The 15,968-nt window shown below is 68.2% G+C and carries 9 protein-coding genes; 5 read left to right on the forward strand and 4 right to left on the reverse strand.

The window, feature by feature from the left end; all coding sequences use genetic code 11:
* Positions 1 to 107 precede the first annotated feature (107 nt).
* Positions 108 to 3,500, forward strand: coding sequence for a WD40 repeat domain-containing serine/threonine protein kinase (locus DB31_RS17095; protein ID WP_044188810.1), 3,393 nt, complete (start codon positions 108 to 110; stop codon positions 3,498 to 3,500).
* Here DB31_RS17095 and DB31_RS17100 read toward each other — a convergent pair whose 3' ends face one another.
* Positions 3,501 to 5,408 (reverse strand): PEP/pyruvate-binding domain-containing protein, encoded by a 1,908-nt coding sequence (locus tag DB31_RS17100; protein WP_044188813.1) that lies wholly within the window; start codon positions 5,406 to 5,408, stop codon positions 3,501 to 3,503. It lies immediately after the preceding gene.
* 4 nt (positions 5,409 to 5,412) lie between these two features.
* Positions 5,413 to 6,444: a zinc-binding alcohol dehydrogenase family protein gene (locus DB31_RS17105; RefSeq protein ID WP_052420032.1), complete on the reverse strand. Its 1,032-nt coding sequence runs from the start codon at positions 6,442 to 6,444 to the stop codon at positions 5,413 to 5,415.
* Positions 6,445 to 6,617: 173 nt separating this feature from the next.
* Here DB31_RS17105 and DB31_RS17110 point away from each other — a divergent pair, with 173 nt between their 5' ends.
* The 3 genes from DB31_RS17110 to DB31_RS17125 all read left to right on the forward strand — a co-directional run bounded on the left by DB31_RS17110 (position 6,618) and on the right by DB31_RS17125 (position 10,615).
* Positions 6,618 to 8,372 carry an amidohydrolase family protein gene (locus DB31_RS17110; RefSeq protein ID WP_044189951.1) on the forward strand — a complete coding sequence of 585 codons (1,755 nt, stop codon included), beginning with the start codon at positions 6,618 to 6,620 and terminating at the stop codon, positions 8,370 to 8,372.
* 129 nt (positions 8,373 to 8,501) lie between these two features.
* Positions 8,502 to 9,440 carry a zinc-binding dehydrogenase gene (locus tag DB31_RS17115; RefSeq protein WP_044188815.1) on the forward strand — a complete coding sequence of 313 codons (939 nt, stop codon included), beginning with the start codon at positions 8,502 to 8,504 and terminating at the stop codon, positions 9,438 to 9,440.
* Between the two features lie 698 nt (positions 9,441 to 10,138).
* A complete protein-coding gene (locus DB31_RS17125; RefSeq protein WP_044188820.1) occupies positions 10,139 to 10,615 on the forward strand; it encodes an SMI1/KNR4 family protein in 477 nt (158 codons plus the stop codon).
* 15 nt (positions 10,616 to 10,630) lie between these two features.
* Here the strand turns inward: DB31_RS17125 and DB31_RS17130 are convergent, their stop codons facing one another.
* Positions 10,631 to 12,817, reverse strand: a complete 2,187-nt coding sequence (locus DB31_RS17130) for a molybdopterin oxidoreductase family protein (RefSeq protein WP_044188823.1) — start codon at positions 12,815 to 12,817, stop codon at positions 10,631 to 10,633.
* A gap of 37 nt (positions 12,818 to 12,854) precedes the next feature.
* Positions 12,855 to 14,783: a trehalase family glycosidase gene (locus tag DB31_RS17135; protein WP_044188825.1), complete on the reverse strand. Its 1,929-nt coding sequence runs from the start codon at positions 14,781 to 14,783 to the stop codon at positions 12,855 to 12,857.
* Positions 14,784 to 15,098: 315 nt separating this feature from the next.
* Here DB31_RS17135 and DB31_RS17140 point away from each other — a divergent pair, with 315 nt between their 5' ends.
* Positions 15,099 to 15,827, forward strand: a complete 729-nt coding sequence (locus DB31_RS17140; RefSeq protein ID WP_157232024.1) for a hypothetical protein — start codon at positions 15,099 to 15,101, stop codon at positions 15,825 to 15,827.
* Positions 15,828 to 15,968: the final 141 nt, after the last annotated feature.

Raw genomic sequence — 15,968 nt, forward strand, 5'->3', positions numbered from 1 at the left:
GTGACCTGTCCTCCAGCACAGGGTAGAGCGAAACATGTATCTGCGGCATTCTGTAGGTGTGACAGCCTTTGGCAGCCTCCCAGGTCTGGCACCTGCGACGAGACCTCATGAGTAAGGACGACCCTACCCTCAGCATCGTGGCCCCTCCCCCCAAGGGGGAGACGGGCGGCTCTGGGTTGGATTCGACCTTGCCGGGGCGCACCGCCCGGACCATGGAGGTCTCCAAGGCGCTGCCCAAGGGCGAGACGGACCGGTACGACATCTCCGGGGAGTTCGCCCACGGCGCCATCGGCCGCATCCTCCACGCGCGCGACAGGCGGCTGAACCGCCCCGTGGCCATCAAGGAGCTCATCTTCCCGGGCGGCACGGTGGAGGCGCGCTTCGTCACCGAGGCCTTCATCACCGCGCGGCTCCAGCACCCCTCCATCGTCCCCGTCTACGACGCCGGGCGCTGGGAGACGGGCGAACCCTTCTACGCGATGAAGTTCGTCTCGGGCCGCTCGCTCGCGGACGTCATCTCCGAGACGAAGACGCTCCAGGATCGGCTCGCGCTGCTGCCCCACGTGCTCGCGGTGGCCGAGGCCATTGCCTACGCCCACACCGAGCGCGTCATCCACCGCGACCTCAAGCCCGCCAACGTGCTGGTGGGCGACTTCGGCGAGACGGTGGTCATCGACTGGGGCCTGGCGAAGGATTTGTCCGACAAGAACACCTCGGACATCGGAGGCATGACCACGCCCCTGGGGGTGGATCCGTCCCTGACGCACCTGGGCACGGTGGTGGGCACGCCTGCATACATGCCACCGGAGCAGGCCGCGGGCCGCGCCGTGGACGAGCGCGCCGACGTGTACGCCCTGGGCGCCATCCTCTACCACCTGCTGGCGGGCATCCGGCCCTATGACACGGGCTCCTCCGCGCAGGTCATCGATCAGGTGGTGCGCGGCCCGCCGCCGCCGCTCGCCAAGCGCCAGAAGGGCATCCCTGCGGACCTGTTGACCATCGTGGCCAAGGCCATGGCGCGGGACCCCGCGCAACGCTACGCCACCGCGCGCGAGCTGGCGGAGGACCTGCGGCGGTTCCAGACGGGGCAGATCGTCGCGGCGCATGCCTACTCCTGGCGCGAGCGCATGTGGCGCTTCATCCGGCGCTACCGGTCTGCGGTGCTCGTCTCGTCCGGAGCGTTTCTGCTGCTGCTCTTGCTAGGCACCGCGGGCGTCATCCGCATCATGGCCGAGCGAGACCGCGCCGAGAGCAAGCAGCGCGAGGCCGAGGTGGCCCGTCAGGACGCGGAGCGCGCGCGGCAGCTGGAGCGGGAGCGCGCCGACGAGCTGACGCTCATGCACGCGCGCACCTCGGTGGACCGGGACCCCAACGAAGTCATCCCCTGGCTGCGCAGCCTGTCGCCCAATTTCGCGCGCTGGTCGGCCGTGCGCACCATCGCCGCGGATGCGCAGGCACGCGGCTTCGCCATTGTCCTCCGGGGACACTCGCAGACCGTGGATGACCTGGCCTTCACGCGGGACGGCCGGTACCTCGTCACCGTCAGCGACGACTCCACGGTGCGCCGCTGGGACATGCGCGGCGGGGGCACCCGCGTCCTCACCGGGCACACCGATGAGGTGTGGCGCCTCTCCCTCTCCTCGGACGGCAAGCTGCTGGCCACGGCGGGCAAGGACCGGACCGCGCGCATCTGGAACCTGGAGACGGAAGAGAGCCGTGTCATCTCGGGCTTCCCGGGGCCGGTGGACAGCGTCCTCTTCACCCCGGACGACAAGCAGCTCATCGTCACCAACCGCGGCGATGGCTTGGTGCGCATCTGGAACGTGGCCACTGGCGCGCTGGACCGGACGCTCACCACGGGGATGAGCCGCCTCAGCCAGCTCGCGCGCTCCCCGGATGGGCGCTACCTGCTCGTGCTCGCGCTCCAGTCTCCCCAGGCACAGCTGTGGGACTTGCAGCAGAACACCTCGAGGCTGCTGGACCATGACGGCACGGTGACGACCATTGCCTTCTCTCCGCGCGGAAACCTCGCCATCACGGGAGCGCTGGACCAGACGGTGCGCTCGTGGGATCCCGCCACCGGCAAGGGCCGGATCCTGGGCCAGCGGCTCGGCACCCTCTCGAGCCTGGCCTTCTCGCCCGACGGAGCGCAGCTGGCCGCGGGGACGCTGGAGGGCCAGGTCCGGCTGTGGAACCTGGACACCGGCAAGAGCGACCTGCTGGGCAGCCACGAGGGCCGCGTCAACGAGATCCTCTTCTCCCGCGATGGCCGGCTGATGGCCACCAGCAGCGACGACCGCACCGCGCGGCTGTGGGAGCTGGCCAACGGCCACAGCCGCATCCTGCGCGGCAACCAGGGCGCGGTGTACTCCATGGACTTCTCCCCGGACGGGGAGTGGCTCGCCATGGGCAGCTATGACAGCACGGCGCGCCTGTTCGCCGTGAAGGCCGAGCCCAACCGGCTCCTGGTGAAGACCTCGGTGGCGCTGAACTCGCTGGTGGCCTCGCCCTCGGGGCAGCTGATGGCGGCCCTCGGAGGCGACGGTGCGCTGCGCCTGGTCGACGTGAACACGCGGACCGTCCTCTTCCGGGAGCAGCTCGGCACCGGCGAGCAGTTCCCCATCCAATTCTCGCCCAACAACCACTGGCTGGCGGCCGGGGACTCCGCAGGACGGGTGCGCCTGTGGGCGCTCTCCTCCGGGCAGCCCGCGCGCCAGCTCATCGGCCACGCGGGGACCGTCACCGCGATCGCCTTCAGCCAGGACGGCCTCAACCTGGCCACCGCGGACACCACGGGCGAGATCCGGCTGTGGGAGCCTGTCTCGGGACAAATGCGCCTGCTGGGCCGCCACGACCACGAGGTGCTCCAGCTCACCTTCTCTCACGATGGCAAGAGCCTGGCCTCGGGCAGCAAGAAGGGCGAGCTGCGGGTCTGGGACATCGCCACGGGGAACTTCAAGGCGCTGCCCGGCCACGATGGCGAGATTCGCAGCGTGCTCTTCTACCCGGACGACAAGCGGCTCGTGAGCGGGAGCCTGGACCACACGCTGCGCATCTGGGACCTGGAGACCGGCAGCAGCCTGAAGGCCCCCGGCAGCGGCAACGGCGTGCAGAAGATCGTCATGTCTCAGGACGGCTCGCTGCTGATCAGCGCGAGCGTCAAGGACGGCATCCTGCGGCTGTGGGACGGCAAGACGGGTGCGTCCCGCGGTGTATTCCAGGGCCACCAGGGCGACATCACGGATGTGGCGCTCTCGCCCGATGGCCGGCGGGTGGCCTCATCGAGCGTCGACACCACGGTGCGGCTGTGGGACCTGGAGACCAACGAGAGCCGGGTGCTCCGAGGCCACGCCGCCCGAGCCACCGGCGTGGTGTTCCTGGACGACCAGCACCTGGCCTCGTGCGGCTGGGATGCGACGCTGCGCAGCTGGGCGGACGACCTGCCCACGGACCCCGAGGCTCTGCGCGCCTGGATGTCCACGGTCGGCAACATCCCCTAATCAGCTCCCACCTTCGATGAAGGGACGGGCCTGGACGATCCAGATCTTCTCTCCCTCCAGCACCCACTCGATGTCGAGCGGGCCCGCGGTGGGGAAGACCTTCGTCAGCTTCGCGGCCGCCAGCGACAAGTCCCTCGCGCGCGCCTCCGACAGCACAGGGGCGGCGCTGGCGGTGGGCACCTCCTTGATGCCGCCCTGCGCGTCGAACACGAGCATCGTCGCGTCATCCGAGCGCGACAGCACGCGGGCGCCCGGGTACTTGATGTCATAGAGGATCTGCTCGGGGACGGTGACGCCGGACACCACGCTCAGACCCAGCCCGCGCTTGGCGTTGATGGTGTACGTGTGGTTGTCGCTCGGGTCGTAGAGGTTCTTCGTCACGAGCACGCCGGCCGCAGTGGCGTTGACGCCCGTCTGCACGAGCACCCCGGAGAACACCGAGCGCGGCTCGATGCCGAAGCGCGTGCGCTCCTCCACGGCGTGGAAGTTCCAGAGCGAGGCCCACACCTGCTTGATGGCGGCGCCCAGCGCCTCGCGCCCCACCACGTTGGGCACCGTGTCGTAAAGACCCGCACCATTGAAGCCCTTGAGGTCCTCGGCGTTCGTGGACGAGCGCACGAAGACACCCTTGCCTCCGAGCGAACCGTTGATCTGCGCCTCCACCTGCTCGAGCAGTGCCGAGTCGATGGGCGCGGCGGTGATGCGGGCGCGGAAGGCTTCCAGGCGCTCCCGGCGCACCTTGGCGTCCTTCTGGAACTGGGGGTCAGCGAGCATCGCCTCCAGCTCCGTATCGATTCCGTTGCGCTTCAGGTGCTCCACGTAGAACACGAACGGGATACCAAACCCATCGGGGACGAAGACGCCCTTGAGGCGGGCCTGGATGATCTCCCCGAGGTTCGAGGCCTTGGTGCCAAAGAGACGGGCATCCCGGGCACGCATGGCGTTGAGTGAGCGGAGCTCGCGGACGGTGAGGTCGGCCTCGGGGACGAGGACCTTGCGAGCGGCCTCTCGGGCCTGCTTCCAGGCGGTGAGCTCCTGCTCGGTGGCTGGGCGCAGCACGTGGCTCTGGTTGCGCACCTCGAGCCGGACGAACTGTCCGTCCAGTGCGACATACCGCGTGGCGGCGTCCTTGAGCGTGGCATTGGGGATGCCCCAGGCACGGGCGCGCAGGTTCACGTGAGACAGCGGCGTGGAGAACCGCGTGGAGAGCACCCCGGCCACCGGGGGCAGATCCGGGTAGGACTCCTGGAGGACGACGATGTCATCCGGCTCGAAGAAGAGGGACTCGTAAGGAGTGCCCGGCGGGACGATGCGCAGCCGGCCGAGCGCCTTGCCCACGTTGAAGGGCCGGTAGTCGGCCTCCTTGTAGAGCACGTCGCTGGTAACGGTGGGGATGTCCTTCAGCTCGTCGAGCAGGGACTCTTGCGCCGTGGACTCCGGGCGGAAGGCCACGTCCTTCACGAAGAAGGACTTCAGCAGGCGCTCCCGGGCGCGGCGCACATCGGCGGGGCGGATGCGGTCGCTCTCCCAGAAGCTGAACGTCCACCGCTTCGCGCCCCGGTGGTGGGTGATGTAGCCGAGGATGTAGTTCGGCTTCTCCGCACTGTAGTTCTTGAAGTACTCCGTCCGCTCCTCCGGCGACATCTTGTGCCGCAGGATGACCTTCGAGACGAAGTCCTGGTGCAGCCGGTAGAGGTTGACGTCGAAGAAGTAGATGGCGTCCGACTTCAGATCGATGAGGAACTTGCCGACATCATCGGTCTCGACCGGGTGGGCGTAGGCGGAGAAGGTGGCCGCGTCGCGGATCTCCGAGATGAACGGAGCCCGCGCGCGAGAAGCCCCACTCGCCGGGCCGCCCAGCGCCAGGAGGAGAAGAAACCCGAAGGCCAGAGGAGCAGTGCGGAGCATGTGCCTATCCCACCGGCCCCAGCACGATCTTCCCGATGGCCTTGCCGCTCTGGCTGTGCTGGTGCGCCTCGGCGAGCCCTGCCACGGTCCACGGCTTCTGGGTCACCAGGGTGGTGCGCAGTGTCCCCGCGTCCACCAGCGCCGAGACGTGGTCCAGGATGGCGCCCTGCATCTCGGGCTGCACGTTGAGCATGGGACGGGTGAACATGAGCTCGTACACCACGGAGATGCGGCGCACGTAGAGCGAGGCCAGATCCACCGGCTTGGTGATCGGATGGAGGCTGCAGATCTTCCCCATGGGGGCGATCAGCGCTGTCAGCGTGTCGAAGTTGATGTCCGGATTGATGGTGTTCAGCACATAGTCCACCGCGTCGATGCCGTTCGCGGTGAGCTGCGCCTTGAGGTCCTTCGAGTGGTCGATGACCACGTGAGCGCCCATCTTCCGGCAGAACTCCACGCTCTCGGGCCGCGAAGCCGTGGCGACCACCTTCAGGCCACACACGCGCGAGAGAATCTGGATGCCGATGGAGCCCACGCCTCCCGCGCCGCCGATGATGAGGGCCCGCTTGGGAGTGCCGGGCTGAGGCCCGAGGGGAATGCCGCAGCCCTCCACCATGCCCTCCCAGACGGTGAGCGCCGTAAGGGGGAGCGCCGCCGCCTCGATGAAGGACAGCGAGGCCGGCTTGCGGCCGACGATGCGCGAGTCCACCACGGTGTACTCGGAGTTGCAGCCGCGGCGGGCGATGTTGCCCGCGAAGAAGACCTCATCGCCCTTGCGGAACCGGCCATCCGCCTGGGGGCCGACGTCCTCGACGACACCAGCGCAGTCCCAGCCAGTCAGGACAAGCTCCGAGTTCTGGAGCTTGCCGAAGTCCGCCACATTTTGCCGCACCATCGAGTCCGCGGGGTTGATGCCCACAGCCTTGACGCGGACCAGCAGATCAGAACCTTGGGCTTCGGGGACGGGCAGCGTGGCCTCATGGAGAACCTCGGTGCCACCGAACTTCGTCTGCCCCAGTGCCTTCATCGTCTTCATGCGCAGCCCTCCCAGCGGATGTGCCGGGCAGAGCCTGCTACGAACCGCGCCCGGCTGCACGCGCGATGAGCGGCGCTCGGGAGGGCAGACTGCGGCCAGCCTGGGAGCCTGCCAACCGGGTGCTCCCCACCGGTCCGCAGGTATGACAGGTTTGAGCCATGAACGAGGGCGCCATGGATCTCATCATCGAAAATGGCTGGGTCTTCGATGGGCTCGGAGGTCCGCCCCGCGCGTGCCATGTCGGCATCCAGGGGAGCACCGTGGCCGCGCTCTCCGAAGCGCCGCTTCCCCGCACTCCCGCCACCCGGGTCATCGATGCGCGCGGGCACTGGGTCATGCCCGGCTTCATCGACCTGCACACGCACTATGACGCCGAGGTGGAGCTGGCTCCCTCGCTCTCCGAGTCCGTGCGGCACGGCGTCACCACGGTGGTGCTCGGGAGCTGCTCGCTGAGCCTGGCGATGGGCCCGCCGGAGGATCTCGCGGACATGTTCTGCCGCGTGGAGGCCATCCCCTACGCCACCGTGCGCTCGCTGCTCGAGGAGCGCAAGAACTGGGACACGCTTGGCGGGTACCTGGAGCACCTGGACTCGCTGCCGCTGGGACCGAACGTCGCCTCCTTCGTGGGGCACTCGGCGCTGCGGGCGTATGTGATGGGCCTGCACCGCAGCCTCGACCGGAGTGAGCGCCCCAGCCAGGAAGAGCTGGCCCGGATGGAGGCGCTGGTCAGCGAGGGCCTCGACCTGGGCTACCTGGGACTGTCCATCCAGACGCTCAAGTGGGACAAGATGGGCGGCACCCGGGACATCCGCAGCCGCCCTCTGCCCTCCACCTATGCCCACTGGAGCGAGTACCGCCGCCTCACGCGCTTGCTGCGCGAGCGGGGCCGCGTGTTCCAGGGCGTACCGAACATCAGCACCAAGGTGAATGTGCTGCTCTTCCTGCTGGAGAGCGTGGGCCTCTTCCGCAAGCCGCTGAAGACCACCGTCATCTCGATGATGGACCCGCGCGCCAGCCGGGGTGTCCATCGGCTCATTGGTGTGCTCTCGCGGACCTTCAACCGGCTGCTGGGAGCGGACTTCCGCTGGCAGGCGTTGCCCGAGATCTTCGACTTGTGGGCGGACGGTATCGACCTGGTCGTCTTCGAGGAATTCGGCGCGGGCGCCGCGGCCCTGCACCTCCAGGATGCCGCTTCGCGGTCGGAGCTGCTGAAGGATCCGGTGTACCGCGAGCGCTTCCGGCGGCAGTGGACGAGCCGCTGGTTGCCCAAGGCGTTTCACCGCGACTTCAACCAGTCGGAGATCCTCCAGTGTCCGGATGCGAGCCTGGTGGGCAAGTCCTTCGCGCAGGTGGCGAAGGAGCAGCATCGGCACGTGGTGGATGTGTTCCTCGACCTGGTGGCCACGCATGGGGACGCGCTGCGCTGGTTCACGGTGATGGCCAATGACCGGCCCGACGAGCTGGACTTCATCTGCCAGCACCCGGACGTGCTCATGGGGTTCTCGGACGCGGGTGCGCACCTGCGCAACATGGCGCACTACAACTTCCCGCTGCGGCTGCTGCGCCGCGTGCGAGAGGCCGAGCGCCGAGGCCACCCCATCATGAGCACCGAGCGCGCCGTGCACCGGCTCACGGGGGAGATTGCCCAGTGGATGGGGCTGGACGCGGGCGTGCTGGCGCAGGGCAAGCGCGCGGACGTGGTGGTGGTGAACCCCGAGGGCCTGGACGAGAAGCTCGAGGTGGCCACCGAAGCCCCCATGGAGAACTTCGACGGCTTCGTGCGGCTGGTGCGCCGCAATGACGCGGCGGTGAAGGCCGTCCTCATCTCTGGACGCGAGGCCGTCCATGAGGGCTCGGTGACACCCTCACTGGGCCGGGAGCGCGGCTTCGGGAAGGTGCTGCGCGCCTACGGCTCGCCGTCCCAGTAACTGAGCGGCCTCGTCTATGTCAGCTCCTCAGCACTGTTTGCCTGACCCCATGCGGCTACAGCTCACGGCCCTCGTCGCGGATGCGCCATGGTACGGTGCCCCTCTTTCGATGAACTCTTGGGAGGAGTAATGGCTTCGATCCAAGCAGTGGTCGTGACTGAAGGGGCTCCCGCCCGACTGGCGATCACCCGCGTCGATGCGCCGGCACCTGCGGCAAACGAGGCGCTGATCCGCGTCCGGGCCATCTCGCTCAACCGAGGAGAGATCCGTCGCAGCCAGTCGGCGGCCGTGGGCTGGCGTCCGGGTTGGGATCTCTCTGGAACTGTGGAGCAGGCCGCCGCAGACGGCTCAAGTCCACCGAAGGGGAGCCGGGTTGTCGGCTTCATGCTCTCCGGCGCGTGGGCCGAGCTCGTTGCGGTGCCGTCGAACGCGCTCGCGGTCCTGCCAGAGAACGTGACCTTCGCGCAAGCGGCGACACTGCCAGTGGCAGGCCTGACGGCGCTGCTAGGAATCGAGCATGGTGGCGGGCTGCTGAGCCGTTCGGTCCTGATCACCGGAGCCTCCGGCGGCGTGGGTGACTTCGCGGTACAGCTGGCAAAGGCCGCGGGGGCGCGCGTCACGGCACACGTCCGCAGCGAGGCGCGCGCACAACGGCTGAGGGACGTCGGCGCGCACAGCATCGCGCTGGGCGAGAACCTCAGCGCCGCGCGTGGACCGTTCGACCTCGTGTTCGACGGGGTGGGTGGTGCGCTGCTGGGAGAGGCGCTCGGATTGCTGGGGAAGGGCGGCATCGCCGTGGCGTACGGCCAGACCGCCGGGCCGACGACGACGTTCAACCTGGCGCAGTTCTACGCGACGGGCGGCGCGCGACTCTACGGGTTCATCCTGTTCCACGAGCTGTTGAGCCAACCGGCAAGCGGGGGCTTGAAGCGGCTCGCCGAGATGATCTCCGACGGCCGACTCCAGCCGCTCATCGGAGCCGAGGCGAAGTGGACCGAGATCAGCTCGATGGCGCAGCGCCTTCAGGAGCGCGATTACGCGGGCAAGGCGGTCCTGCACTTCGACTGAAGTGCGGCCGCGCTTTGGGCCCTCATAGGGATAGTCCAGGGATCAGAAGGAACATCCATGAGATTGCGTCTCGCAGTGCTGGTGCCGGCAGCACTCCTTGTCGGTAACGGACCGGCGGATGGAGCAGAACCTTCTCCTGGAGCAACTCCCGCATCAGGGAAGTGGGTAGGGCAACCAGTTCCAGGACCTGGGGGTGGCGAGGTTCAAACGACCATCTACTATGGCCCCTGGCAGTACAGCCAACGGTGGATGGACCTCTGTCGGAGCAAATGCACCTCCGAGGGTCACAAACTCATGGGCTGTATCTGGGTGGCCGATATCAAGACGGACTGGAAGGGCCGGTATCTGGGCTTCCCTGTATACGGAGGAGGCCGGTACGCCATCACGCACTGCTGCTGCGATTACCCCGAAGTGGACGACACGGCTTCGCTCCGAGAGCAGTGGACGAGCAAGCGAGAGTCGTTCCGTCGAAAATGGGGAGAAGAATTCGGAGGGTGGCCGAGGAACGGAGACACGAACTATCCGGGGCATCACATCCGCGACCTTCTGCATGGAGGAGATCCCGTGGCGGAAGGAAACGTCCTGCCCACTCCTGGCAACGTGCACGACGTGCTCAATAAGCAGTACCCCCTTTGCTACAAGGGAGGAGGTCGATGGAGCATGGTCGGTCCCGACAGGCCCTACACGGATTGAATCGCATGCCCCTCCAGTCGCTCCTAGAAGAGCTCTCGCGCCATCACTTCCCGAACCCTCCTGCGACTCCCGATGACATCGACCAGTTCGAGCAGCGAGTAGGCTGGAAGCTGGATCCCGACTTGCGAACCTTCTACCTCCATTGCAATGGGGGAACGTTGTTCAAGCAGAGACCGGACGCGGACTATCGATTCCTCTCTCTGTCGGAGATTGTCCGCGCCCGGGTGGCTATCTTCGGCGAGGACAAGGACGAGGACGGCCCTGCCTCGATGTATACCCTCTGCGACCTACAAGACGGCGACTACGTCTTGGTGGAGGTAAGCCGACAGGAAGATGGAAGGTACCCGCTGATGGATGGCTGGCACGAGGCTTGGCCCAATCCGAAGCACTGTCAGCAGATCGCCCGCTCCTTCGGAGAGTTCCTGGAACGGGCGCTCCAAAGCGGCGGGAGTTTCTTCTGGCTGAAGAAGGGCGGAAGCTAAGGCCGTCTGGATTCATCAACTGTGAGGCACCGCCCGGGTGACGCGCACGGGCACTCCGCTGAATGCGGCGTTGCCGCAGAGCGCGTCCAGGTGCTGGTCGTCGGTGAGGTCATTCAGGCTCACGCCCGCGTGCTTCTCCGCCACGGACAGCTTCACACCGTGGCGGCGGTGGCCATAGCCGTGCGGCAGGCTCACCACGCCTCGCATCACCTCGTCCGTCACGTTCACCGGGACGGAGACCTGGCCCACCCTCGAGGCGACCACAGCCTCGTCTCCCTCCCCCAGCCCGAGCGCCTTCGCATCCTCCGGGTGCATCATCAGCGTGCAGCGCGGCTTGCCCGTCATCAGCATCGGCACGTTGTGCATCCAGGAGTTGTTGTCGCGCAGGTGCCGCCGGCCGATCAGCAGCAGCTCTCCGCTCCCCAACGGAGCCGCGTCTTCCGGGAAGGCCTCGCGCAGCCGCTTCACATCCTCCACGAAGACCGTGGGCGCCAGCTGGATGCGCTTATCCGGGGTGAACAGCCGCTGCGGCAGGCTTGGCTTCAGCGGACCCAGGTCCACGCCATGAGGCGCCCGCTTCAGCGCCGAGAGGCTCAGCCCCTTTCGGAATCCCCGAGTCCGGATTCCGTAAGGCCCGGCGCGCAGGCCCACGTCGAGGAGTCCCTCGGGGCCCAGCCGCTTCAGCGCTTGATAGCTCAGCGTGCCCTTCACGCTGCTCCCATGCCGAAGCACCCCCAACCGGTGCTTCAGCTCCAAGAGGATCCGCCAGTCGTGCATCACGCTCGGGGGCGGCTCGAACAGCGCGGGCGCGTACCGGGCCGTGTCCCGGATCGCCAGCGCGTGGAAGGCCACGTCATAGTGCGCACGCTCCAGCGGTGACGGCGGCGGCAGGATGAGGTGCGCGTGCCGCGTCGTCTCGTTGAGGTACGGGTCGATGGACACCATGAAGTCCAGCGACGCCAGCGCCTTGTCGAGCTGCCCTCCGTTGGGCGTGGACAGCACCGGGTTGCCCGCGAAGGTGACCAGCGCGCGGATCTGCCCCTGCCCCTCCGTGAGGATCTCCTCGGCCAGCGCGGCCACCGGCAGCTCGCCCGCGAACTCGGGCAGCCCTCGCACCCGGCTCTTCCACCGCCCGAATCCACCCCGGCTGCTCGACAGCGCTTTGGGTCCTCCCACCAGGTCGAACGCCGGGCGCGTGAACATGGCACCGCCCTCGCGATCCAGGTTCCCGCTCACCACGTTGATGACGTGGATGAGCCACTGGCACAGCCCCCCGAACGCCTGCGTGGACGTGCCCACCCGCCCGTAGCACACCGCCGAAGGCGCCTCGGCGAACTCGCGGGCAATGCGGCGGATCGTCTCCGCGGGAACTCCCGTCGGCCCCGCAGCCCGCTCCGGCGTGAACTCGCGCGCCAACTCGCGCACCGTCTCCAGCCCCTCCGTGAACGCCGCCAGGCGCTCCAGCCTGGGCCGCTGCAGCAGCTCGTGGAGCACCGCGAAGAGGAACAGCGCATCCGTGCCCGGCCGGATGAAGAGGTGCTCGTCCGCGATGCGCGCCGTCTCCGTGCGGCGCGGATCCACCACCACCACCCGTCCGCCGCGCTGCTGGATGCCTCGGAGCCGCGCCCGCACGTCCGGCGCCGTCATCATGCTCCCGTTCGAAGCCAGCGGGTTCGCCCCCAGCGCCAGCAGGTACCCGGTCCGGTCCAAGTCAGGAATCGGCACCAGCAGTTGGTGACCGAACATCAGGTGCGAGGCCAGCAGGTGCGGCAGCTGATCCACCGACGTCGCGCTGTAGCTGTTGCGCGTGCGCAGCGTGCGCAGCAGTTGGGGAACGAAGAGCATCGCCCCCACGTTGTGGACCGTAGGGTTGCCCAGGTACACGGCCACCGAGTCCCGGCCCTGCGTGCTCTGCAGCTCGTGCAGCCGCCGCGCCGTCTCGTCCAGCGCCTCCTCCCACGAGACCGGCACCCAGCCCTGGGCGGTGCGGCGCATCGGCTGGCGCAGCCGCTCCGGATCCTCGTGCAGCTCCTTCAGCGCCACCGCCTTGGGGCAGATGTGCCCCCGGCTGAACGGGTCCTCCTCATCCCCTCGGATGGAGGTGATGCGGCCGTTCTCCACCTCGATGCGGACTCCGCACATGGCCTCGCAGAGGTTGCAGGCGCGGAAATGGGTCTGGGTTCCGGAGGAGGGAGAGGCCATGGCGGGGTACTATACCCACCCGCCGCTCCTTCCCGCCTCAGCCCGTGGCTTGCAGCGTGTTGCCACCCTCGGGCACGTTCTTCGGCCCCGTCACGGTGTCCGCCGGCACGCCGACATCCAGCGTCTCCTGTAGCTCCTCGGACAGCCCGTTCAGCAGCAGCAGCACCGACGCGTTCGTCCACGCGAAGCCCAGCGTCCGCTGGGAGCGAGGCTGCATATAAGGACCGCGGTCCGCGCCCTGGTTGCCGTACTCCACCGGCACGTCCGCCGAGCGCCTCACCACGTCGTACTTCTCCTTGATGAGACCGTTGTGCTGCCCCGCGATGTCCATCACCATCGACAGCCAGCGGTACGCCACCTGGTCCGCCTCGGCGTGGAAGCCGTAGCGCCGCAGCCCCTCCACCACGATGATCTGGTGGGGCGCCCAGCCAAACGGCCAGTCCCACTGCAAGTCTTCCCCGCCCGCCGCCTCGCGCGAGGCCTTGCTGCTCGAGGACACGCCCCCTGGCTGCAGGAAGCGCGAGAGCGACGCGGCCACCGCCGCCGCCTCTTTGCGCGAAGCCCAGCCCGTCCACAGCGGATAGAAGGTGGCCAGCGACTCGTACTGCGAGCGGCGCCCGTTCACGAAGTCGTGGTCGAAGAACATCCCCCGCTCCTCGTCCCAGAACCGCGCGCGCATCGTCCGCGCCCGGGTCCTCGCCGCCTTCTCGTACGCGGCCGCCCGCTTCGAGCGGTCACCCTCCAGCAGCCGCAGGATGCGCGCCAGGTCCAGCTCGTACTGGTACAGCAGCGAGTTGAGGCACACCGGCTCGTGCTGGTGCAGCGCCGTGCCGAAGCGGTGGCACATGTCCCAGCCGCTCTCGCGGATGGCCCGGTCGTGCCGGTGGAACTCGGCGTTGTCTGGACGCTCGTTGTAGAACGCGGACACGTCCTCCGCGTCGGGGCCCTCCGCATCATCCTTATAACGAGAGAGCCCGCTCGGCGTGGCGCGAGGGCCGGTACGGAACACCGTCTCCAACTCCTTCATCGCCGCCTTCGCCACCCGCTGCAGCATCCGCCGGTCGGGCTGCACCGCGTGGAGCTCCAGCGCCAGCCTCGGCAAGAGCGGCGGCTGCGTCCGCGACAGGTGGAAGCTCAGGTTCGAGTTGGGAATCTTCCCGTAGTGCTCCAGCGCGTAGACGTGGTTCTCCACCATGCCCCGCACCAGCTCCGCGCGGCCCGAGGCCAGCGCCCCACGCCCGTTGAAGTAGCTGTCCCAGCCGAACATCTGCATGAACCGGCCGCCCGGGACGATGTACGGGTTCGGCAGGTACGCCATGCCCGGCTCGCGCATCAGCCGCTGCCAGTCGGCCTGCTCGCGCGGCTTCCGCAGGGGCACCACCTCCCAGCCATGGCGCGCAGCCTGGGCCCGCAGCCGCTTCACGGCCTTCACGTCCTTGGCGGGGACATACAGGCGCCAGCGGCCATCCGGGCTCTTCACCCGCATGCCCTTGAGCGCCTCGTTCAACTGGTCGAACCGGTCCGCCCGGCGCACCAGCCCCTCCCAGTTCTGATCCAGGAGCTGCCGCATCGCGGTGGTGCGGCGCTCCAGCAGGCGCGCCACGGGCAGCCCGGGCACATCTCCCCTCCCCGCGAAGATCTCCTCGGCGAGCACGTCCGCGGCTTGCGCCAGCCGCTCCGGGCTCTTCAGCTCCACGCTCACGCCAGGGCCCAGCTGGAAGTCCACCGCGAAGCGCACCTGGTGCGCCCGCGCCAGCTCCGCATCCCGCGCCGTGATGCAGCCATCGCGGTCGAGATCCAAAGCCATGAGCACCTCGTAGGCGAGGCGCGCGGTGAAGGTGCTGGGCGAGAGCCGCGGGAGGGCGTGCGCCGGGGCGCCTGGGACGAGCAGCGATGCGGGAATGCGAGCGGACAGCGGCGCGGAGACCCGAGCCGCAACAGAGCGAGAATGTGTCAGGGGGGACATCCGGGTGCGTACCTTCGGCGGATGGCTACGAGCCAGCCCCGAGGCTATACGACTTCACCCGTCATGAAGAGATGTGGGCCCGCAGTTTGACTGGGAGTCCATCCCATTTCAACTCAAAACTTTTGAACTCAAATAGCAGCGATTTTTGACGGGGTTTTCACAAATAAATCCGTTTTAACATGACTTATGACGCGGCGCGGAGACGCGGGTTATATGAGCGTGCCTCCGTCAGGTTCACTTCGCGTCTGTCACCGCTTCACAGAGCCCGTGCCCCTCTCTACGCCTCTGAAATCACTGCTGGCAGTGGCGTCCCTGGTGACGGTCCCGGCGACCGTGGCGCGAATCCACCCCTCGGTCCCAGCGCTCCAAGAGAAGCTCTCGACGGCCCGGGCGCCTGTCAGCGCAGAGGGCACCTCCATCAGCCGCACCGAGATGAAGGAGGCGCTCGACGCCTTCTGGCGCGATGACGGGATGGTGGACCCCGATGAGCATGCCGTCGTGGACGGGATGTTGGTGGACCCGGCGTTCCTCAGCGGCGTGAGCGGACCGGCCCGGGAGTACCTCCTGGCGTTCGAGGAGCTGAACGACTCGAGCGAGGCCTCTCCGCTGTTGCTCCAGCGAGTCACCCGCTCCGGAGCAGAGCTGTTCGGCGCAGCCGGTCCCCTGGCGAGGACGGCGCGCATGGCCGAGGGGCTCGTCCCCGAGGGCCAGGGCATCATCAACCACGACACCCTGCTCGCCACCTACAGCCAGACGCTCGCGGACCCCGACGCCACGGAGGAGCCGTTCTGGTTCGAGCCCATCACCCAGCGGCAGCTCGTGGGCCTGCTCCAGGGCAGCTCGCCCCAGCAGCCGCCGACGCCGGATGAGGTGGACGGCGCGATGGCCTACCTCAACCAGGTGGCCCTCGGCAGCGCGCGACTCTACGCGGGGCACTGGCGCGCGCGGCTCCACGGCGAGGAGCTCACCGGCTACGTGATCGCGGCCGTCAGCCCGGACCGGCGCATGGTGCGCATGGTGCGGGTACCGAGCGGCACCCACTGACTTCCCCTGCCGGGAAGCCCGCTTCAAGTGACAGCCACTGACCACACGAGGGGGCATCCCCAGCGCCCGCCGGGCTGCCGCCCTATGAATTGGGAGCATCTGTCGTAGAGTCGCGGGCAGCGTCTTTGCCCTCCCACGAGG

It is taken from the genome of Hyalangium minutum, assembly GCF_000737315.1.
GTDB lineage: Bacteria > Myxococcota > Myxococcia > Myxococcales > Myxococcaceae > Hyalangium > Hyalangium minutum.